Genomic DNA, 20,965 nt, shown 5'->3' on the forward strand with positions numbered 1-20,965 from the left:
ATAAAAATTAAATTAACTTATAGGAGGAGTAAAAATTGGTATACGATTATAAGTTTAAACCCTGCGGAAAAGTAAAAGCCGAAACTCTGCCTTTTAGCCCTGGTAAGAATATAAATCCTAATGGTACTGATGGACCCTTAACTGCAAAGGTTCCGGTAGTTCTTGCAGAAAAAGAAGTTCAAATAGACGTAGAAGCATGTATAGATATAAAAGACGATTTCTTTGAAATTAAAAGGGTTAAAAAGAATGTTTTTCTTACACAGTGCAAGCTTCTTCCTAATGCCGGCCAAAAAGACTGCGATGGAAGATTGATTTCCGGTAAACTATTTATTAAGGGGTTTGTAGAAAAGAATATAGAATATGCTACTATTGAAGAATGTGAATATGCTGATGTTAAAAATGGTTTAATTAAGCATGCCACCGCAAAGGTTCCATTCCAAACAGTAACAGAGGTATTCTTTGATAAACCTCCGGTTTTTAAATTCAGATCACGAGTTAAGGAATTTGATTATTTCACTAAGGACTGTCATAAGAAGGAAGAGTGTGACGAGACATTAGGAAAGCTTTTATGTGAAACTGGCTTTGAAGAAGAAGTGTTCTATTTAGAGAGACCGTTCTGTGAACTGGAAGGGGCCAGAATAATTGAGCTTGATACAGTAAAAGAAGATGTTTATTATCATGCTGACCAAGGACCATCACCATATGAAGATAAAGAAAAATGTTATGAAGATAAAGAAAAAGATTATGAAAATAAATTTGGAAGATTAATAGAAAAAATGGTTGTATACCTTAGAATTAAAGTTCTTCAAGATCAACAGGTTAATATTAGATAATATCATTATCTAATAAGTATTAAAAAATCAGATAAAGGTAACTATAAAATAACACAAGGATTTGTAGGGCTAAATCCTTGTGTTTATATTTGCTTATGCCGTTATATTAATTTTCAAGCTTAAAATCTTCATTTGTAAGTTTAAAGCTGTCTTTAATCCCAGACGTTACGTATACTTTTTTATCCTTAGTCACAAATACAGCATCTACATCAGAGAGGGTTTCTATAAATTTCATTCCGCCTTCAAGACCTTTGGAAAAAACAGAGGTGGAAAGGGCATCTCCGTCAATTGACTTATCGCTGATTATAGAAATTCCTGCGATTTCATTTTCATAGGGGTAGCCTGTAAATGGATTAAGTATATGGTGGTATTTTTTTTCGTCTTTTTCCAGAAATCTTTCATAAATTCCAGAGGTAACAACGGATTTATTTTCTACAGGAACATAACCTACAATTTTGCCTCGGGAGTCAAAGGGGTTTTGAATTCCAATCTTCCATGGTCTGCCTTCAGGGTTATTACCTAGGGCATATATATTACCGCCCAAATCTACTAAGGCATTTTTTACTCCGTTATCCTTTAATATTTGGGAAATTACATCTGCAGTATAGCCTTTAGCTATTCCACCTAAATCTATTTTCATTCCAGACTTTTTTAAGTAAACTGTTTTTGCGCTTTCATTGATTTCTAAATCTTTATAGCCAATAAGAGGAATCGTAGATTTTATTTCCTCCGAAGAAGGAACCTTAGCTTCAGGGAGTCCTATGCTCCAAAGCTTTACCAAAGGACCTATAGTTATATCGAAGGAGCCTTCTGTAAGCCTGGAGTATTCTATACCCTTTTTTATATTTATAAAGGCATCTTCGGAAACCTTAACCGGTGCCTTACCTGCAGAATCATTCACCTTATCTATTTCAGTTCCTTCTTTATTAATGCTTAATTCGCTCTCAATTTGCCTAACCCTGTCAAAGGCTTTTTCTAAAATAGAATCATCCTTCTTGTCGTATAGGCTAATGGATACAACAGTACCCATGAAAAATTCAGTTTTTGTTAAAGGCTCACTGGGGACTTCCTTTTCAGTTTTAGGGGGTTTGGAGCATCCGTTAAGCACAGAAATAACAGCAAGGGGTAAAAAAGTTGCGGCGAAAAGCTTTTTAAATTTAGTCATAAGTAATCCTCCTATAATAGAATACTTCTTTAGTATATAGAAATTTTACTATTAATAAAAGACTTTAGGAATACCTAAAGTCTTTTATTATATTAAATATTATTTTTTAACATCTGGTTGAGCTAATTGTAAAACGGAAGTATCGCCTTTAGCTGCTTTTTCAGTGATAAGCTTTGAAGCTAACTCTTTAAAGTGCTCCCAAGAATGAGTTGCTCCAGTTACCTTATCAACCTTAGCGGGATCCTGCTTTTCAACTAATGCTTTTCCTAAAGCTGGACCATACTCTGCTGGGCTTGTTCCTGATTTTTCTTTCATAGCTTTATTGTAAGCTTCATCTTTAGACTTAAGGTTTCCTTCTTTATTTACATAATCATAAGTAGCAGAAGCTATTTTTCCGCCTTTTACTTCCATTTCAACGAAAGCCTTCCAGCCTCTTGTATCTTCTTTATCAAATTCAGCTTTGTATTTTCCGTCCTTTAATGCAACTTCTTTCTTTACGTCAGGCTGAGCTAATTTTAAAGTAGATGTATCGCCTTTTTAATTTTTCTTCTATAAGCTTTTGAGCCTGCTCTTTAAACTGCTCCCAAGAATGTGTTGCACCGGTTACTTTGTCAACCTTAGCTGGATCCTGCTTGTCTACTAAAGCTTTTCCTAAAGCTGGACCATATTCTGCTGGACTTGTTTTTGATTTTTCTTTCATTGCTTTGTTATAGCCTTCGTCTTTAGATTTAAGTTTTCCCTCTTTATTTACATAGTCATAGTTTGCGGAAACTATTTTGCCGCCTTTTACTTCGATTTCAGTGAAAGCTTTCCAGCCTCTTGTATCTTCTTTGTCATACTCAGCTTTGTACTTACCGTCTTTGAAATCAGATTTATTTCCGCAGCCTGCTAACATTGTTAAAGATAAAACAGTTGCAGCTATTAAACTAATTATACGATTTCTTTTCATTATGAAATCCCCCTTACTAAAAATAGAAATTATGTAATACCTATTTATGGGATATTACAATACAAATTATACAATGACGTCACAGATTTATGATATTCAAATTGCTAATATAATATTAGTAAAACTTATAACTGGAGTGATTTCTTTTGTATAATTAATAACTTAACAAATAGGAATTTACAGCCTTCATCACTAATATCATATAAAGAAAATAAAAGAAAGAGCATATGTAAATAAATGTAGACATAAATACTATTTAAATATAAAATTTAATATGGTAGTTATAGATAATCATAAATTATAAAAGTCATGTTTTGAGGAGTGATTAAATGAATAATAGTAAGCACATTGTAATTTTAGGTGCAGGATATGCCGGTATTCATGCAGCTAAAATGCTTGCAAAAAAATATAAGAAAAACGACGACATACAGATAACTCTTATCGATAAGAATCCCTTCCATACTTTAATGACAGAGCTGCATGAGGTGGCTGGGGGAAGAGTTCATCCTGAATCTGTTCAGGTAGAGCTTTCAAAGATATTTCATAGAACAAAAGTTAATCTGGTAATAGATTATATTACTAATGTAGATACAGAAGCCCAAACTGTAACTACAAAAAATGATAAATTCAGCTATGATTATCTTTTAATCGGAACAGGATCAGAACCGGCATTCTTTGGAGTTCCGGGAGTAAAAGAACACGGATTTACACTATGGTCCTTTGAAGATGCACTTAAAATAAGGAAGCATATCCAAAATACCTTTGAAAAAGCTTCCAGGGAAAGAGACCAAAGACTGAGAAGAGAAATGCTTACCTTTGTAGTTGCCGGCTCCGGATTTACAGGTATAGAGATGGCAGGGGAGCTTCTTGAGTGGAAGACAAAGCTTGCAAAAGAGTATGGAATAGATATAAATGAAGTTAAATTATATGTGGTAGAAGCCCTAGGAACAATCCTTAATATGCTTGATAGAAAGCAGGCGGACAAAGCTGAAAGATACATGATTAAGCATGGAGTTGAGGTTCTTAAAAACTCTCCGATCGTAGAAGTTACTCCTTCAAAAATCGTACTTAAAGATGGAAGTGAAATTTCAACTCAAACTTTAATTTGGACATGTGGTATACAAGCTAATGCTCAGGTAGCACAATACGGATTAGACAGAGCTAGAGCAGGTAGACTTCAAACCAATACTCATATGCAGGTAGTAGGTAAAGAAAATGTATATGCTATAGGTGATATAGCCTACTTTGAGGAAGAGCCTGGAAAAGGAACTCCTCAAATAGTTGAAGCAGCGGAGCAGACAGCAGCAACTGCAGCTAAAAACATAATCGCTGATATAGAAAAATCCTCCAAGGTGGAGTTTAAATCCAATTATCACGGCTTCATGGTTTCAGTGGGAGGAAGATATGGAGTTGCTAATTTAGCAGGAATAAAATTATCAGGCTTCTTTGCATTAGTTATGAAGCATCTTATTAATATGTATTATTTATTTGGAGTAAATGGAGTTCATGCGGTTTATAATTATCTTCAGCACGAATTCTTTACTATAGAAGATAAGAGATCCATCATGAGAGGACATTTATCTTCAAAGTCTAATAGATTATGGCTTGTGCCTTTAAGATTATATATAGGTGTTCTGTGGTTATTAGAAGGACTTAAAAAGTTCGTTGGGGAAGAAACCTGGGAGGCTGCTTCAGGACTGAATAAATTAAAAGCAGGTATGGGCAGTGACAGCTGGTTAAAGAGCGGAAATGTAAAAATGCCTTTTGAATGGCTTCAGGTTAATGGAACTTCAGGAGCTTCTGCAGCTGCTGATGCTGCTTCAGGAGCATCACAGGCAGCAGGTGCTGCAAACTGGCCAACTCCTATAATAGAAAAAATGCCAAAGTTCTATGAATTTATTATGAAAATAATGATACCAAATGCAGAAGTTGCTGTATGGTTCCAAAGAATGGTGGTATTTATGGAAATCTGCATTGGATTAGCCCTTATAGCAGGATTATTCACCTTCCTTGCCAGTGCTGCATCTGCATTCTTAGTAGTTAACTTTGTACTGTCTGCTATGGCCGGATGGGAAATATTATGGTACTTCTTTGGATCAATAGCTCTTATGGGAGGAGCAGGAAGAACCTTTGGACTTGATTATTTTGTAATACCATGGATAAGTAAAATGGTGGGAAATTGGTGGTACGGTGACAAGGTAGCTGTATATAAGCAAAAATAAGATAGAATAAACTAGACTTATGGAAAATTTTTCAGTATGCTAATAGTAAGGTTTCAAAAAAAACAAAGGTGGAAACTAACTATATGAAGAAAATGGATATAATTATTATTGCAGTGTTGCTTGCTGTTTCTTTTCTGCCTGAGATAATATTCGGCATTCAGGGAAAAAAGAATTTTAATAATACTTACGCAGAAATAACCATAAGTGGGAAGCATTATAAGACTGTCCCTCTCTCTTCAAACAAGGGAGAGGACAGTTTTCTCATTAAGAATAAGTATGGAGAAAATAAGATAGTGGTAAGAGACTCTTCTATAGCCATCATAGAAGCGGATTGCCCTGATAAAGTCTGCATACAGCCTGGCTTCATAAGCAAGCCTGGAGAATCTTTAGTTTGTCTTCCTCATAAACTTATGATAGAGATTAAAGGTGCCGCTGAAGATGAAGAACAGTTAGATAAAGTATCACACTGAGGTGATTGTTAATGAAAAAAACATCAAAGATGGTATATTTAGCATTATTAGTTGCACAAGCGCTGGTACTTCATATTTTTGAATCCATGATACCGGTACCCTTTATAACTCCCGGAGCTAAATTAGGCTTGTCTAATCTTGTAACGGTAATAGCACTTTATACTTTAGACGATTATAAGGATGCATTTTTGGTTATTCTTATGAGAATTACTTTAGCTACTATGTTTGGAGGAAATCTTTCAAGCTTTATGTATAGTATTGGGGGGGGAGTTCTAAGCTTTGCGGCTATGGTAATTACCAAAGAATTATTTAAAGATAAAGTCAGTATTATAGGAGTAAGCTCTTCTGGTGCAGTTTTTCATAACGTAGGTCAGCTTTTGGTAGCTGCAGCTATAGTTAGAAATTTAGGGATTACTGTTTATCTTCCTGTATTATCTATAGCTGGTATAGGAACGGGAATATTTATTGGCGTTTCAGCTAATTATTTAACTAAACATCTTAAAAAAATACCTTATTTTAAGAAAATTAAACAATAGAGGTTGATGCAATGGATAAAATGTGGCTTCAATATCCTAAATTAAAAAAAGAGATGGAAGCTGTGCTACAATTAATGAAAGAAAGCACTAGGTGTAAGGATAAAAAAATTGAAAGCTCAATTTTGGATTTGATTAATTCAGGAGGGAAAATGCTAAGACCGGCATTTACCCTTATATCCTCCCATTTCGGTGAATATAACGAAGAAAGAGCAAGAGCATTGGCTGCGGTAATGGAAATGCTGCATATGGCCACATTGGTTCATGATGACGTTATAGATGATTCAAAATTAAGGAGAGGTCAGGAAACTATTCAATCAAAGTATGGGAAAGACTATGCTGTTTACATTGGTGATTTCCTATTTTGCGTGTGTTTTAAAATCCTGGCATCAAATTCTTCACTGCAGAGTATAAAAATAGACAGTAAATCCATGTCAAGGATTTGTCTGGGTGAAGTGGAGCAGCTTAACACCCGTTTCAAATCTCAAGTTTCTATAAAGGATTATCTTTCTAGAATTTCAGGTAAAACAGCAGAGTTATTTTCTCTAAGTTTATACATCGGATCAGCGGAAGCTGGGGCAAGCCAAAAGGTAAACAGACTGCTTTGGAATATTGGACATAATATTGGAATGGCTTTTCAGATTATTGATGATGTATTAGATTACACAGGATTAAACTCTGAAATAGGAAAGCCTGCCACTAGTGATATAAAACAAGGAATATTTACCCTTCCTATTATTTATGCTCTCCAGCAGGATAAAGGGGAACTTAGAAGGGTTATAGATAAAAGTAAATATGAGGACAGCGATATTTCTATGATTATTTCCATGGTAAATAACTACGGTGGAATAGATAAATCAAAACGTTTAGCAGAGAAATATACTTTAAAAGCATTTAATCTCATAGATAAATTACCGGAAAATGAATATAAATATATATTGAAGGATGTTGCAGAGATGATGCTGAACAGAGCGTATTAAAGGATACATAAAGCAAGAGGTTTTCCATAGGGATTAATTCCTTATTGAAAACCTCTTGCTTTTAAATTATTATTTTTTTACATTCCCTTTTCATATAATCTATGAAAGGTTTTATAATTTTATAATTATCGCTGGTGTGCAGTAAATATATACTGTAATCCAAAACTGCATCTTTTAAGTTTATTTCCTTTAAAGTACCTCTTTTTAATTCATCGGATATGGACATTCTGGGAAGAATAGTTAGTCCATAACCATTTAATGCTGATTCTTTAGCTGTAGCCACTGCATTTACCATGTATAAAACATTTAAATCCGAAAAATTTTTATTATATTTATTAAGAGACAAATGAAGTCTTCTTTTCACATTAATCCTGTCGTTTAAAATAATCAAGGGATAATTTATAAGCTCTTCAGAAGTTATGGAACGGGGAACGTTGAAGGAGCTTGCAGCGGTTAATACAAGGTTGTCATCTAAAAGCTTAGAGAAGAGAATAGATTTATCTTCAGGCTCTTTAAAGGATATACCTAAGTCAGAAATATGGTTAATCAAATTGGATTCAATATTTTCAACAGGAGAGCTGTTCAGTCTTAACTCATACTGGGGAAACTTTTTCTTAGAATTAAATAGTATAGAAGATATATAAGGATTAGTCAAGTTATAATAATAATCTATAACGATTAAAGACTTATCCAGTTTAAAACTGTCTACATCCTCCAGCATTCTTTCATAGGATTTCAGCATAACCTCTATGTGTTTAAGCATAAGTCTGCCCTGAGGAGTAAGCTCAACACCTTTATTGCTCCGGTCTAAAAGCCTTACTCCTAATCTGTTTTCTATATTATTAAGCTGCTGGCTCAAAGCTGATTGAGATATATGGGACATACTTGCAGCTTTAGAAATACTCTTGCAATTGGCTACATCATAAAAAAACTTAAAATATTCTATATGCATAATTTCCACCTTTAAAATAGTATAATACGTTGACAAATTATTCATTATGATATTTTACATTAAATTCAAATATAAAACAACATAATAATTATATTTTTCAACAGAATTATAAATAATTGTTAACAAATAATTATACATTTATTTTGAGATATTTTATAGTTATATGGTATTATTTCTTAAAGTAAGATTATTTAAGAGGAGGGAAAATAATGCAGGATATAGTTTTGATATTCGATGAAGACAATGAAGTTATCGGATTTAACAGCAAAGCAGAAGCAGAGGCTTATGTGATTCAATGGATAAATAAAAATAAGTTTAACTTTGGAAATGATTATGAAATAACAGTTGGAGATGCTATTTCTGATTTTGAAGGTGTAAAAGCTGCGGGAGTTAAAAATGGAACTGTACATGCTTATAGGGTAGAAGAAATAATAAAAGCCATTGATCATTCCCATGCTCTGGAAAAGCAGATTTTAAAGGAACTTTTTTATGAGGACCAAATACATTTTAATAAAGATACCTACTTCGAACTGGATGATGTAATTTTTTCTGTTACGGAAATTCAGCTCTTTGAAGATTTTGATGGGGAAGTTAACTTTCCTCAGTAGAATACTTTTATGACAGATAATGAGATTACAAATATTTAATCTTTATTAAATAATAAATGTATATTATCAAGACCCAAGAAGCTTTCAAAAATAGGATCTCCTAAAGTAACCACTCTTCCTTCCAGTATATAGCTTCCATCCTTTTGAAATTGGTATTGAAAAGATGTCCAAGGGGTATTGCCGCTGGAATTCACACTTGCTTTATAAAGGCTTATTTCTTCTGAAGCAGAGAGGTCTTTCAAGATTATTTCAGCATAATTATCGAAGAGAGGAATATCTCCGGATGAAAAAAATGCATAGCCTTTAAGTATGCTGTCTTTTTTGGCGGAAAATCCTTGGCTGAGTCCTGTAAAGGAATTTTCCCCACAGCTTTTAAGAACCGCAAAGTTTATCCCCTCTAAAGGATAATGCTCCTTATAGTTTTTTGATGTTTCATATTTTCCAGAGGAACCAGAAGTTATGTTCCAGTGGCTGAAGCCATCTTCAAAGCTTCCATTTTTAATGTCGCCAATAGATTCATACAGTATGTCTATATAAAATTCTCCTCTAACCTTTATGCTGCTGTTTTTCTTGTTTTTAAAAGAGGCTGTGATGATATATGAGGCATTTCTGCATGAAACCAAGGGGTAGAAGGCCTGATATACTGTATAATCTGATGAGGAGTGGTAAGCATTTAATCTCAGGCTGTGACTGGAAGTTATAAGCACAGTGTTATCTTGAGACTTATAAGAAGGGTAGAAGAGGAATTTTAAAGTTATGGTATAATCAAAGTTACCTGTTACGTAAATCTTATTTGGATAATGAAGTACACAAGCTAAATCAGGCTTTATAATGATGTCATAAGTTTTAATTTTATAGTGAAGCTCTTTAAATCCTTCAGGGAAATCTATAACATTTTCAAAAGGAATGATTAAGGGATGCTGATTCATATAATACTCCTTATACAATAATTTCTATCAGTAAATGTTTTGCTTAATATATATATATTACTATCAGAATAATATGCCATAACAGTATACAGTTTTATAATGCTTATTTCTTAATATATTATAATTTATATAAAATAAAGGAGAAGATAGTATGGATAATTATAAAGTAATATTTCATGTGTCAGATAACAGCAATTTATCTCATGGTTTAATAAATATAAAAAATCTCATGAGAGATCTAGGGGAAAATGGAGAGATTGAGCTTCTTTTAAATGGAGATGCTGTAACTTTAATGCTTAGTAATGAAGACAAACTTTATGATAAGGTTATAGAACTTAAAGAAAAGGGAGTAACCTTTGCTGTTTGTGGTAATTCTATGAAAAATATGGATATAAGTAAGGAGGAGCTCAGAGATTTTGCATACATAGTTCCTTCAGGAGTAGGGGAGCTGGTGAAAAAACAAGCTCAGGGCTGGGGTTATATAAAACCTTAACTTATAAATAAGATGTTGATTTATTCTTCAGATAAATTTATAGTGAATTTATACAGTAAGTATATAAGAGCTTAATATGGGGGTATAGACATGGAACAGGTTGTCTTAGATGAATTTAAAATTCGTTTTGCTGAAAAGGAGGATTGTCCAATTATCTTAGAATTTATTAAAGGCCTTGCTGAATATGAGCATATGGAAAATCAGGTTACTGCAGATTGTGAAATTTTAGAAGAATCTTTATTCAGAAAAAATAAAGCTCAGGTGATTATAGGTGAATATATGGGAAAACCAGCTGCTTTTGCCTTGTTTTTTTATAACTTCTCTACTTTTCTAGGCAAACCGGGAATATACCTGGAGGATTTATTTGTAAAACCTGAATATAGAGGGAAGGGCATAGGAAAAGTAATGCTGAGCCATATAGCTAAGATAGCAGTGGAGGAAGGATGCGGAAGGTTTGAATGGTCGTGCCTTGACTGGAATGACCCTGCCATAAGTTTTTATAATAGCTTAGGGGCTGAAGCTCTTAAAGAATGGACAGTTTATAGGGTGACAGGAGAAAAACTCAATAATCTTGCTGCTTTACAGCTGAAATAAAGCAGAAGAAATCAGCATCTGTGAATATTTGGATGCTGATTTCTTTTTACTAATTTATTAAATATATGAGGTGTCCTCTTTAACCCATTTTGTGAAATTAGAAAATGGTGTTCTTTTTCTAACACGGTTGTTAGCTTCAGCATAGCCTATATAAACCACGCCTATTACCTGATCCTTATCTTTAAGACCTAATAACTCCTTCATTTGAGGGTGATATACATAATTCCCTGTACCCCAAAATGCACCAAGCCCTAAATCTGCAGCGGTTAACAGCATATTTTGTATACAGGCATTTACTGCTGCAGTTTCTTCTACAGGGATAACCTTAGGGTTTTCTGTAACTTCACAGGCTACAATGATATTTACCGGAGCTCTGAAAGGAAGATTTTCATAGGTTTCTATCCTTTTATTTCTTTCTTCATCAGGAGCTTCTGCCATTATGTCCTCTGCAATACTTTTCATGGTTTTGGAAAGAGGAACTCTCCCGTTCTCAGTTAATACCCAAAACCTCCAGGGTTCTGTAAGATGTCTGTTTGGTGCCCAGGTACCCGCCTCTATAATCCTTTTAATCATGTCTTCTGGTACATCCTGAGGAGTAAATCTATATGTTGTAGCTCTAGCTTTTACCGCATCTTTTAATTCCATCATAAATCTCCTTTCTAAAACTAATAATCATTATTAATTATATTTTAGTTCAATTGTATATAAATATCTACAAGAATGGATTTTTATTTATAAAATAAGTGAATATGTATAAAGAGTAAAAAAAAGAAGAATTATATTCGGTTTTATTGAAAACCGGGTTTTACTTAAATATAATTATAATAAACAAATTTAATAAAATTCACGGAGATGATAGTATATGAAAAAGAACAGCAGATTCGTTGAAATATACAAAAAGCATCAGAGGAGTAAATGGGAAGACAAAGCTGAGGATTATTATGAAAACCCTAAGAAAGCTCAAGGACTTATCAAAGCGGCAGAAAGAAAATCAAATAAAAAGGATAGAGGTGCTTTATCTGATATATGGGATAAGCTTCAGCTTCTATTCAGTTTAAGCAGAGACTGGTCTAAAGGAAATTACAGGGACATATCCAAGAGCGCTATAGTTTTTGTTTTGGCAGGGCTGATATATTTTGTTTCACCTATAGATATAGTACCTGACTTTTTAGCAGGATTCGGTATTCTTGATGACGCTGCAATTTTAGGCTTTATAATAAAACAGATAAATCATGAATTATATAAATATAAAAACTGGAAAGAAACTTTTAAAAGATCATCTGTATAGGTGGTCTTTTAAAAGAATTATCGTATTACATAATAGAGATTTAAATTTAGCTTTATTTGATATATAATATTAATGGGTTATGTATGATGGTGTAAAGAGGGGAAGGAAATGAATAATTATATAGGATTTTTATGTTTGATTATAGCGTTTATAAGCTTTGCTATAACCTTTATTTATCCGGATAAATGGTTCAACCATAGAAGGAACAGTTATAAGGGCATAAGAGACTGGAATAAGTATTTTAAAGAGTTTAAGAGTACTATGGAATTTATACAGATATACTGTTTATCTGTAGGATTATTTTTGTTAATTGAAAATAAAAGTAACTATGCAGCTATTTTAGTATTGCCAGTAGTGTTTTCTATATTTATATTTATTAATATTAAAAACAAATATTCAGTTTAAAATAGCTGTGAAATACACAGCTATAATGTTTTAAAGGATAGTCAGTTCCTAATCCCATCAGGGGGGTGAAGTTTGGTGAAAAAGAAAATGGCTGTTTTATTATTTATAGTATTTTTATTTACCGGCTGTTTTTCTGATAGAAAAGATATTAAGAATAATGAAGATAGCAGACTTAAGGGAGATTTAACCATTTGGGCGGAGGAACAATATTTCTCTTACTTAAAAGATTCTTCTAAAAGGTTTAAGGAGAAATATCCGGATATAAATATAAACATTGTTTCTAAAACCGAGGAAGAGGTAAATAATAAATTCATTCATAATTATAATACTGCACAGGAAAAACCTGATATAATTACCATGAAGAGCAGCTTTATAAGCGCTTACAGTCAGAATAAAGATGTTTTAAACCCTCTTACTAATTTGGCTGGAAAGTATGAAAAAAATTTTATAAAAGCACGATTGGAAGAAGTTAAAATGGAAAACGATTATTATGGTTTTCCTATAGATGCTAAGCCCGCAGTATTATTTTACAGAAAGGATATCCTTGAATCTATAGGATTTTTTCCTGAGGATATAAATTCCTGGAAAAGTGTTTTGGAGGCTTCTGAGAAACTAAAATTAGCAGCTCAAAATAAAAAGAAAATATTTGGAATTTCTTCAAGGGACTATAACAAGCTTATGGCGCTGTTTGCAAATCAGTGTTCCATGGAGTCTTATTTTAAAGGGGATAACATCGATACCACCATAAGCAGGTATGAAAAGATATTATCTTTGATTAAGGCCCTTATAGAAACCTCCAATATAGGAGTGTATGAATCTGAACAGGAGATGATTGAAGGTTTCAAAAAGGGAAATATAGCTTTGATAATAGGTTTTCCGGATTATGTTCAAAAGCTTGGTTCGGATAATTTACCTGTAGGAGTCAAATCCCTTCCAGCTTTTGAACCAGGTGGAAATACAAGTGCTCAGATACCGGCTTATAATCTTACCATTTCAAATTATTCTAAGAATAAAGAAGCGGCGGAAAAGTTTATTGAATTTGCTCTTACAGATACCCAGGCTTTAGCTGATGCTATGATAAAACAGGGGATTTTTCCTGTATATACCCCGGTGTACAACAAAGAAATCTTTGACAGCAGAATTGAAGCATTATCTAAGGATAAGGTATATGGAATATTTGAAAAAACTTATAAGAATAGTCCGAGCATTAAATATAATTCTTATGATTTTCATATAGAAAATATTTTTCATTCCAGTATAGAAAACATGGTAAAGGGTGAAAACGTAGAATCTGTACTTAATAAACTTATTAAAGATATGAATGAGTTAGTTATTAAAAAGCAGCCAGATTAGGCTGCTTTTTTAATTGCATATTTTTTTATACACATCCAAAGTGGTTTTTGCAGCTCTTTCCCATGAAAATTCTCTGCTTCTTTCTAAAGAGCGCTTGGATAAATAAGATAAAAGAGACTTACTGTTTAAGAGCTTTATTAATGCCTGTGCTATATCCTCTATACAATATGGATCGATTAAAACTCCGCAATCCTTAACCACTTCAGGAATGGAACTCACCCTTGAGGTGATAACCGGGGTACCGCAGCTCATGGCCTCTAAAGGAGGAAGTCCAAAACCCTCATATAATGAAGGATATACAAAAGTGCTGCAGGAATTGTACAGTACAGGAAGCATTTGCTCTTCTACAAAACCTATAAAATTTATATGTCTTTGCCAATTATTTTCAATAACCCTATCAAATAAAGCTTTGCCATCGTCTTTTAAAGATCCTGCTATAACCAAATTATAATCCTCATTTAATTCCGGAAGAGCCATTATAAAAGCTTCGATTAATGCCTCTACGTTTTTTCGTTTGCTGAAACCTCCTAAATATAATATAAATGGCTTGTCAATATTATAGTTATCTTTAATTATTTCTCCGCATTTTTTCTTATCCAAGGGAGTGAAGATACTATCTGCAGCTAGAGGTGTAACGAATACTCTGTCCTCAGGAAAACCTGGAAAGAATTTTAATATATCCTGCTTTGAATACTCAGATACCGTAATTATACCGTCGCAGATTTCCATTATTTCAGGTATCTTTTTTATAAAGTTTTTTAAATAGCCTTTTCCTACAGTTTCAGGCATTATATAAGGTATTAAATCATGAATTGTGCATATCTTTTTACATTTAATCTCAGGATTCATCCCCATACCATTTTGAGGAATATGATAAATATCTATAGAGCTTTTATTTATACTGTGAGGAAAATAATCCTTCTCGAAAAATCTTTGATGTTTTTTTGAAGTCATTATAATTTTTGTGTTTTTCATCTCGTATTCTTTATAATTTTCACCGCTCCAAAATATACTGTATTCATTAGAGGTATCTATACTTAAGAGTTTTTTTATAATATTCTGAGTATATGTTCCTATGCCTGTTCCTTTATACAGGTTTATTCCTCTGGCATCTATAGCAATTCTCATATAATCCTCCTACATATTGACTATATTATTATAAATATTAATCACACAGTGTATTTGTGAATAATTATCACAGCTAATAGTAAATATTCATATACTAAAAAAGAAGCATTAACCTGGAGAGTATGTATAAGCGGTGGAGAATATAATTAAAGCTGTTAAAGATAATTACGGATTAGAAGTGTTCCATGGAGAAAGGATAAAAAATGTATATAAACTGTACTGTAAAGAAGGCTGCTACTCCATAAAGTTTATAAAATATAATTTAAAGCATTTTAACTTTATATTATCTGCTATGTGTCATCTTATGAAAATGGGGTTTAGCAATATTCCTATCATAATACCAAACTTAAAAGGTGAAAATTACACTATAATAAACAACCACTTTGCATATATTAACCCATGGATAAATGCAAGAGAAAGCAATTATGATAATCCTTATGATTTGTATCTTGCTTCTACAACTCTGGGAAAGCTTCATAAACACAGTGAGGGCTTTAACGTAAACAGAAACATGAAGCCGAGGGTAGGATGGTTCAGATGGATTGATAACTTTTCTGTAAGAAGTATTGAAATACTGGATTTTAAGAAAAGAATCAGCCAAAAGGCTAAGAAGACAGAATTTGATGAAATGTATTTAAAGCTTATGGATAAAGAGCTTATAACAGCCGAACACTCTATAAAATCGCTGAAGGAAGCGGATTATTTCAATATAGTAAATAAGGATTTTTATAAAAGAGGATTCTGCCACCATGACTATGCCCATCATAATGTACTTATAGGCAGCAGCTCACAGGTTACCATTATAGATTTTGATTACTGCATTCTAGATTCCTATCTGCATGATGTCAGCAGTTTAATGCTCAGAACTATGAAAAACGGCAAATGGGATATGGAAAAAGCAGAATTTATATTGAGATGCTATTCTAAAGTTAATGAAATCAAAAGCTATCAGGTACCTGTTATAGCATCTTTCATGGAGTTTCCTCAGGATTACTGGCAGTTAGGTATTCAATATTATTGGGAACAGCAGCAATGGGGAGAAGAGTTTTTTATTAATAAGCTTAGGAAAATAAAAGAAGATATTGAAGATAAAGCAGAATTTATAAAGGAATTAAAGAGTTATAAATAATAGGAGGTTAAGTAATGCAGAATTCTCAATCTTCTACCTTTAAGGGATATTTATTAGAAAAAGGTATTTTGATATTGGAGGAAGAATGCGAAAGGGATAATTCGTGGAAGCTGGAAGATAAAACTGCAAAGCACATTTTAAAAGTGATAGCAGATTTGCAGTGGGAATTAAAAGGATATACAGGATTGATTGGAAGCAGGCTTCCTAACTGCATCGGAGAATTGGTGGAAGGATGCAAAGTACAGATAAGAAGGCTGAAAAGGGATATTAGCAATATAAATAAGTATTCTCCAATGAATAATTTTGAAAAAGAATTAATGATGAAGGGAGATTATTTTTTAGAAAGAGCTGAAAAATCTATAGATGGAGCCAGGAACTCAGGTTATATTGAGATGATTTACAGAAGTATGAGAGCTAATGAAATATGTATAGGAAATATAAACCCTGATAATATTGGCAGGACAGATAGGCTGTTTATAAAAGATATTTCCAGATGTGCTTATAATCTAATGGAATGTGACGCTATAAAGTTCTTAAGCAGAGCAAAGAGAAAAGGCTGCAGATTAAACTATAATGAGCTAATAAAGGAGTATGTAGAGAGTATGTGCCTGGAACCCTACAGTGAGAAGTTTATCACTGCTATGATAAATTATCCCTATGAATTTATGAAAGCCTGCAGCAGATATAGAAGCTCAAAGAAGAACTGGACAGAAGAAGAATACGTAGATAGCTTGAGAGAAGCTTATTTAAAAGATGGTGAGGAAGTTTAAGAAAGGAGTCAGCATTTGGATACTAAGTATATAGATAAAAAGAATTTATGCTATTATGACTTAGATGTGAGGCTGTTTAGAAAATTTAATTTAGAAGTTTTTGATATCGTTCCTTTAAGAAGTATATTTATACTTCATACTGAAGAAGGTAAAAAAATACTTAAAAGATTGGACTTTCCTATATCCAGACTTAAGTTTATAGTTAAGGCTTTGAATTTCATCTCTTCTAAATTTAATAGGATAATAAGCTTTGAAACAGCTGCGGATGGAGAGCTTTATGTTCTATGGGAGGATTCTCTTTATGTTCTTTTAAATGTAGTGGAAGGTCGGGAATGCCAGGTAACTAACCCTGTGGATATTCAGCTTGCAGCTTCAGCACTAGGGGAGATGCACGCTGCATCCCATGGAATATTTGAGTTTTTTCAAAGAGATACTGTAGATGGTGCAGGAGATAACATCACATTATTTAAGTATCCGGAAGTATTGGAAAAGAGCCGTGCTATGCTTAAAGATATTAAACTTCAGGTAAGTAAATACAGGTATAAAAGTGAAATGGATGAGATGTTTTTAAAGGAAGCTGACTTTAATATAGAAGAGCTTAATGAGTGTATCAGTCTCATGGAGGAGTGCAGCTATAAAAGTATTTGCGGAGATGTAGATAAAATATCATTATGCCATAATGATCTCGCTCATCATAATATTTTAATTCATGAAGAGAAAGCGTTCCTATTGGACTTTGATTTCAGCACTATAGATTTAAAAATAAAAGACTTAAGTAATCTCATAATTAAAAGTATTAAAAATTATGATTATAATATGGAAATAGCTAAAAATATAATTAAGGAATATTCAAAATATCATGCTATAAGTAAAGATGAATTTAAAGTTATGTATATAATGCTTAAGTTTCCAGAGGACTTTGTTTCTATTACAAGAAATTATTATTTAAAGCAGAAAGATTGGGAAGAAGAAGTTTTTATAAACAGATTTAGAAAAAAGATAGAATATACACCAAGCAAGATGTCATTTTTGAAGGAGTTTAAGGAGTTATTCTTAAAATAATACCCTGTATTTATACAGGGTATTATTTTATATTATAAATTTAGTATACTTTCATAGGCTGAAAGAGTAGCTGAAGCTGTTTTATTCCAATTAAAGTCAAAAGAGCGTTCCAGTCCCTTTCTTATAAGTGTATTTTGAAGTTGGGTATCCTCTAATAAAGAAACGCAGGCGGCATGTAATTCATCTACATCATGAGGGTTTATAAGTATGGCGCTATCTCCTAAGACCTCAGGCAGTGAGGTTACATTGGAGGCGATCACAGGAGTACCGCAGGCCATACATTCTAAAGGAGGAAGGCCGAATCCTTCATAAAAGGAGGGATAAGCAAGAAAAAGGGCTGCGTTATACAGCATAGGCATATCCACTAATGGTATAAATCCTGGAAATATAATAGAAGACTCTATACCTAATTCTATTGTACGATTTTTGTAGATTTCATATGACTTTCCATGTCTGCCTGTTACTACAAGCTTTAAATCAGGGGTTTTATTTTTGAGAAGTAATGAAAAAGCTTCGATTAACCCTAATATATTCTTTCTTGGGGAAAATCCTCCCACATAAAGAAGGAAATCATCCTGAATCCCATATTGTTTTTCTATTATGCTTCTGCAATATTTTTTGTCCATGGGTTTATAAATATCTTCTGCAGCTAAAGGAGTTACAAAAATTTTATCTATGGGGTAATTGAATTCCTCTGAAATATCTCTCTGAGAGAAAGCTGAAACAGTAATTATACCTGAACAGTCTTTAACTATATCCTCCATTTCTTCATTGAATATTTTTAAATACCTTTCGCCTACGGTTTCCGGCATTTTTAAAGGTATAATATCATGTAATGTTATAACCTTACGGCAATGTAAATCTTTTGGCAAACCCACTCCATTTTGAGGAACATGGTAAATATCCATATCTGTGGAGTTTATGATTCCAGGTATGTGTATACTGTCCCAAAAGTTGTCAGTAGTATATGAATTTATATATGAAATAGAAAAATTCTTTTTAAAATTGAGGCTGTTTTTTGAATTTTCTGGTTCAAAAATTAAATATTCATTTATTGGATCTATAGAATTCAAACTGTTTATAAGCTGTGAGGTATAAGTTCCGATCCCAGTACCTCTATACCAGTGAGCAGCTCTGCCGTCTATGCCTATTTTCATATAGTTTCCTTTCATAATGCTTATATTTTATTATATTAATGTGTATAAAAAGTGTTAATAAATAGAATTGCCTCTACATATAAATTATATAGGAGGTGATTAAGATGATGAGAGAATTTGAGATTGAAAGGCAGTTTAACATTAAAATTGAGAGTATAAAGCCAAATAAAGGTGTGTATCATCTTAAGACAAATAAGGGTGAAAAATGCTTGAAAAAAATTAATTATGGAGCTCAGAAGCTTTTATTTGTGTATGGAGCAAAAGAGCACCTCATAAGCAATGGATATACCAAGATAGACAGGTACGATTTAAATACAGATGGAGAGCCTTACGCTATTGTAAACGAAGATTTATATACATTATCTCAGTGGATACCGGGGAGAGAATGTGACTTTTATAATATGGAGGAAGTGGCCTTAGCTTCAAAGAATCTAGCTATGCTACATATAGCTTCTAAAGGATATGAACCTCCTGAAAACAGTAAGTTAAAAAGTGACTTAGGCAGATGGCCTCATTTAATGGAAAAAAGGATTAAAGCACTGGATAAAATGAGAGACATGATAAGAGACGAACAAATCTGATTTTGATATGGACTACATTAAAACCATGCAGTTTTACAAAGACCTTGGTAAAAAGGCTATGATGGTATTGAATAATTCTGAGTATTATTCCCTTTGTGAAAAGGCAGAGCAGGAAAAGAGCTTCTGCCATCATGACTATACCTATCATAATATTATAATTGATGAAGATAATGCTATGAACGTTATTGATTTTGACTATTCCAAAAGAGAAATCCGTATTTTTGACATATCCAATTTATGATAAAGGTACTGAAAAGAAATAACTGGGACTTTAAATTTGCTGAACTTATACTTCAGTCATACTCCTCCGTAAGCCAGCTTATGGAAGAGGAATATAGGGTGCTATACTCATTTTTGTTATTCCCTCAGAGGTTCTGGCGTTTAGCTAACAGATATTACTACAACGAGGTAAATTGGGCACAAAACACCTTTGCAAAAAAAATAGAAAGCCTTATAGAAGAACAGCAAGATTATATGAGGTTTATGGATGAATTTAAAGAGCATTTTCATCAGGAATAGTTCCCTAGGAGCAATACGCCTTAAGTAATTGAAGGCGTATTTATTTTGTAGCATATAATTTAAAACACCATATTATATTAATGAAATCATATTTAGGAGAAGAGCAATGGAGATAGGAGATATAGTAGTAAGAAAGTCTTATGGAAAAGATATCACTTTTAAAATAATAGATATAAAAGAAGATGAAGCTCAGAAAACCTATATATTAAAGGGGATTAATATAAGAATTATTGCAGATTCCACAGAGGGAGATTTGGAGGAGGTAACAAAAGAATACAGCGGAGAAAAGGATAGGATATTTAATTCCCGAGTTAATGAAGTGATTAAAAAAGTTATGGCTAGCAGAATAGATATTAAAAGAATACAAAAAAGCCCAAAGATTATACCTACAAAAGAATTGGCCTTCGGAAGGCCGGGGAAGATACTTCACATTGATGGAGATGAGAACTATCTTGAAGCATGCCTTAAAGCCTATAAACAGCTCTCCTTAGATGCAGCAGGTTATGTTGTAGCGGAAAGGGAGCAGCCTTTAAAGGCAGTGGAGTTTGTAAAACAAATTAAGCCGGATATTATAGTACTAACCGGTCATGATGGCATGGTCCGTGATACTAAAGACTTTTTAGACTTATCCAATTACAGAAATTCTAAATACTTCATTGAAGCGGTTACAGCTCTGAGAAACTATAATTCCAGTTATGATGAATTAGTAATCTTCGCCGGGGCATGCCAATCCTGCTATGAAAGGATTTTAGATGCCGGTGCAAACTTTGCAAGCTCACCCAGCCGTGTGCTTATTCACTGCCTGGATCCTGTTTTTATATGCGAAAAAATAGCCTATACAAATA

Annotated in this window: 23 protein-coding genes and 1 pseudogene; 16 read left to right on the forward strand and 8 right to left on the reverse strand. The window is 33.0% G+C overall.

Features of this window, described 5'->3' with window-relative positions:
- Window positions 1-35 precede the first annotated feature (35 nt).
- Window positions 36-833: a CsxC family protein gene (locus TA89_RS02425; RefSeq protein WP_052447275.1), complete on the forward strand. Its 798-nt coding sequence runs from the start codon at window positions 36-38 to the stop codon at window positions 831-833.
- 106 nt (window positions 834-939) lie between these two features.
- Here the strand turns inward: TA89_RS02425 and TA89_RS02430 are convergent, their stop codons facing one another.
- The 3 genes from TA89_RS02430 to TA89_RS18480 form a co-directional block, all read right to left on the reverse strand.
- Window positions 940-1,998 (reverse strand): FAD:protein FMN transferase, encoded by a 1,059-nt coding sequence (locus tag TA89_RS02430; protein WP_040210533.1) that lies wholly within the window; start codon window positions 1,996-1,998, stop codon window positions 940-942.
- A gap of 99 nt (window positions 1,999-2,097) precedes the next feature.
- Window positions 2,098-2,409, reverse strand: a complete 312-nt coding sequence (locus TA89_RS18475) for an FMN-binding protein (protein ID WP_052447276.1) — start codon at window positions 2,407-2,409, stop codon at window positions 2,098-2,100.
- A gap of 88 nt (window positions 2,410-2,497) precedes the next feature.
- The gene (locus TA89_RS18480; protein WP_052447277.1) at window positions 2,498-2,947 is read right to left on the reverse strand and encodes an FMN-binding protein; all 450 of its coding nucleotides are present in this window, start codon (window positions 2,945-2,947) and stop codon (window positions 2,498-2,500) included.
- 329 nt (window positions 2,948-3,276) lie between these two features.
- Here TA89_RS18480 and TA89_RS02440 point away from each other — a divergent pair, with 329 nt between their 5' ends.
- The 4 genes from TA89_RS02440 (at window position 3,277) to TA89_RS02455 (ending at window position 7,152) form a co-directional block, all read left to right on the forward strand.
- Window positions 3,277-5,169 (forward strand): FAD-dependent oxidoreductase, encoded by a 1,893-nt coding sequence (locus tag TA89_RS02440; RefSeq protein ID WP_040210535.1) that lies wholly within the window; start codon window positions 3,277-3,279, stop codon window positions 5,167-5,169.
- An 83-nt stretch (window positions 5,170-5,252) separates the two neighbouring features.
- Window positions 5,253-5,639, forward strand: a complete 387-nt coding sequence (locus tag TA89_RS02445; protein WP_040210537.1) for a NusG domain II-containing protein — start codon at window positions 5,253-5,255, stop codon at window positions 5,637-5,639.
- An 11-nt stretch (window positions 5,640-5,650) separates the two neighbouring features.
- A complete protein-coding gene (locus TA89_RS02450; RefSeq protein ID WP_040210539.1) occupies window positions 5,651-6,175 on the forward strand; it encodes a Gx transporter family protein in 525 nt (174 codons plus the stop codon).
- Between the two features lie 11 nt (window positions 6,176-6,186).
- A complete protein-coding gene (locus tag TA89_RS02455) occupies window positions 6,187-7,152 on the forward strand; it encodes a polyprenyl synthetase family protein (RefSeq protein ID WP_040210541.1) in 966 nt (321 codons plus the stop codon).
- Window positions 7,153-7,213: 61 nt separating this feature from the next.
- Here TA89_RS02455 and TA89_RS17570 read toward each other — a convergent pair whose 3' ends face one another.
- Window positions 7,214-8,104 (reverse strand): LysR family transcriptional regulator, encoded by an 891-nt coding sequence (locus TA89_RS17570; RefSeq protein WP_052447278.1) that lies wholly within the window; start codon window positions 8,102-8,104, stop codon window positions 7,214-7,216.
- Window positions 8,105-8,313: 209 nt separating this feature from the next.
- Between TA89_RS17570 and TA89_RS02465 the strand changes: the two genes are divergently transcribed.
- On the forward strand, window positions 8,314-8,712 hold the full coding sequence (locus TA89_RS02465; RefSeq protein ID WP_040210543.1) for a hypothetical protein: 399 nt from the start codon (window positions 8,314-8,316) through the stop codon (window positions 8,710-8,712).
- Window positions 8,713-8,747: 35 nt separating this feature from the next.
- On the opposite strand, the gene TA89_RS02470 is transcribed toward TA89_RS02465, so the two are convergent.
- Window positions 8,748-9,641 carry a hypothetical protein gene (locus TA89_RS02470; RefSeq protein ID WP_040210546.1) on the reverse strand — a complete coding sequence of 298 codons (894 nt, stop codon included), beginning with the start codon at window positions 9,639-9,641 and terminating at the stop codon, window positions 8,748-8,750.
- 151 nt (window positions 9,642-9,792) lie between these two features.
- Here TA89_RS02470 and TA89_RS02475 point away from each other — a divergent pair, with 151 nt between their 5' ends.
- Both TA89_RS02475 and TA89_RS02480 read left to right on the forward strand, forming a co-directional pair.
- A complete protein-coding gene (locus tag TA89_RS02475) occupies window positions 9,793-10,134 on the forward strand; it encodes a DsrE family protein (RefSeq protein WP_040210548.1) in 342 nt (113 codons plus the stop codon).
- A 90-nt stretch (window positions 10,135-10,224) separates the two neighbouring features.
- Entirely contained in the window at window positions 10,225-10,728 is a 504-nt protein-coding gene (locus TA89_RS02480; protein ID WP_040210550.1) for a GNAT family N-acetyltransferase, read from the forward strand.
- A 57-nt stretch (window positions 10,729-10,785) separates the two neighbouring features.
- On the opposite strand, the gene TA89_RS02485 is transcribed toward TA89_RS02480, so the two are convergent.
- The gene (locus TA89_RS02485; RefSeq protein WP_040210552.1) at window positions 10,786-11,373 is read right to left on the reverse strand and encodes a nitroreductase family protein; all 588 of its coding nucleotides are present in this window, start codon (window positions 11,371-11,373) and stop codon (window positions 10,786-10,788) included.
- Between the two features lie 217 nt (window positions 11,374-11,590).
- On the opposite strand from TA89_RS02485, the gene TA89_RS02490 reads away from it, so the two are divergent.
- From TA89_RS02490 to TA89_RS02500, 3 genes are all read left to right on the forward strand, one after another.
- Window positions 11,591-12,016, forward strand: a complete 426-nt coding sequence (locus TA89_RS02490) for a YkvA family protein (protein WP_052447279.1) — start codon at window positions 11,591-11,593, stop codon at window positions 12,014-12,016.
- Between the two features lie 108 nt (window positions 12,017-12,124).
- Entirely contained in the window at window positions 12,125-12,421 is a 297-nt protein-coding gene (locus tag TA89_RS02495) for a hypothetical protein (RefSeq protein ID WP_040210555.1), read from the forward strand.
- Between the two features lie 75 nt (window positions 12,422-12,496).
- Window positions 12,497-13,774 (forward strand): sugar ABC transporter substrate-binding protein, encoded by a 1,278-nt coding sequence (locus TA89_RS02500; protein WP_242850060.1) that lies wholly within the window; start codon window positions 12,497-12,499, stop codon window positions 13,772-13,774.
- 9 nt (window positions 13,775-13,783) lie between these two features.
- Here the strand turns inward: TA89_RS02500 and TA89_RS02505 are convergent, their stop codons facing one another.
- Window positions 13,784-14,902 (reverse strand): glycosyltransferase family 4 protein, encoded by a 1,119-nt coding sequence (locus tag TA89_RS02505; protein WP_040210559.1) that lies wholly within the window; start codon window positions 14,900-14,902, stop codon window positions 13,784-13,786.
- Window positions 14,903-15,035: 133 nt separating this feature from the next.
- Between TA89_RS02505 and TA89_RS02510 the strand changes: the two genes are divergently transcribed.
- The 3 genes from TA89_RS02510 to TA89_RS02520 are packed head-to-tail and all read left to right on the forward strand — an operon-like array spanning window position 15,036 to window position 17,863.
- Entirely contained in the window at window positions 15,036-16,031 is a 996-nt protein-coding gene (locus TA89_RS02510; RefSeq protein WP_040210561.1) for a CotS family spore coat protein, read from the forward strand.
- Window positions 16,032-16,045: 14 nt separating this feature from the next.
- Complete coding sequence (locus TA89_RS02515; protein ID WP_040210563.1) at window positions 16,046-16,801, forward strand: hypothetical protein; 756 nt, start codon at window positions 16,046-16,048, stop codon at window positions 16,799-16,801.
- 15 nt (window positions 16,802-16,816) lie between these two features.
- Window positions 16,817-17,863 carry a CotS family spore coat protein gene (locus TA89_RS02520; protein WP_040210565.1) on the forward strand — a complete coding sequence of 349 codons (1,047 nt, stop codon included), beginning with the start codon at window positions 16,817-16,819 and terminating at the stop codon, window positions 17,861-17,863.
- 32 nt (window positions 17,864-17,895) lie between these two features.
- Here TA89_RS02520 and TA89_RS02525 read toward each other — a convergent pair whose 3' ends face one another.
- Window positions 17,896-19,020, reverse strand: a complete 1,125-nt coding sequence (locus TA89_RS02525) for a glycosyltransferase family 4 protein (RefSeq protein ID WP_040210567.1) — start codon at window positions 19,018-19,020, stop codon at window positions 17,896-17,898.
- Window positions 19,021-19,124: 104 nt separating this feature from the next.
- Here TA89_RS02525 and TA89_RS02530 point away from each other — a divergent pair.
- Together TA89_RS02530 and yabG are read left to right on the forward strand one after the other, a co-directional pair.
- Window positions 19,125-20,120: pseudogene (locus tag TA89_RS02530) on the forward strand (CotS family spore coat protein).
- A 106-nt stretch (window positions 20,121-20,226) separates the two neighbouring features.
- The coding region (yabG, locus tag TA89_RS02535; RefSeq protein ID WP_040210569.1) for a sporulation peptidase YabG at window positions 20,227-20,965 on the forward strand (739 nt) is incomplete at its 3' end.

It is taken from the genome of Clostridium polynesiense, assembly GCF_000820705.1.
Lineage (GTDB): Bacteria > Bacillota > Clostridia > Clostridiales > Clostridiaceae > Clostridium_AA > Clostridium_AA polynesiense.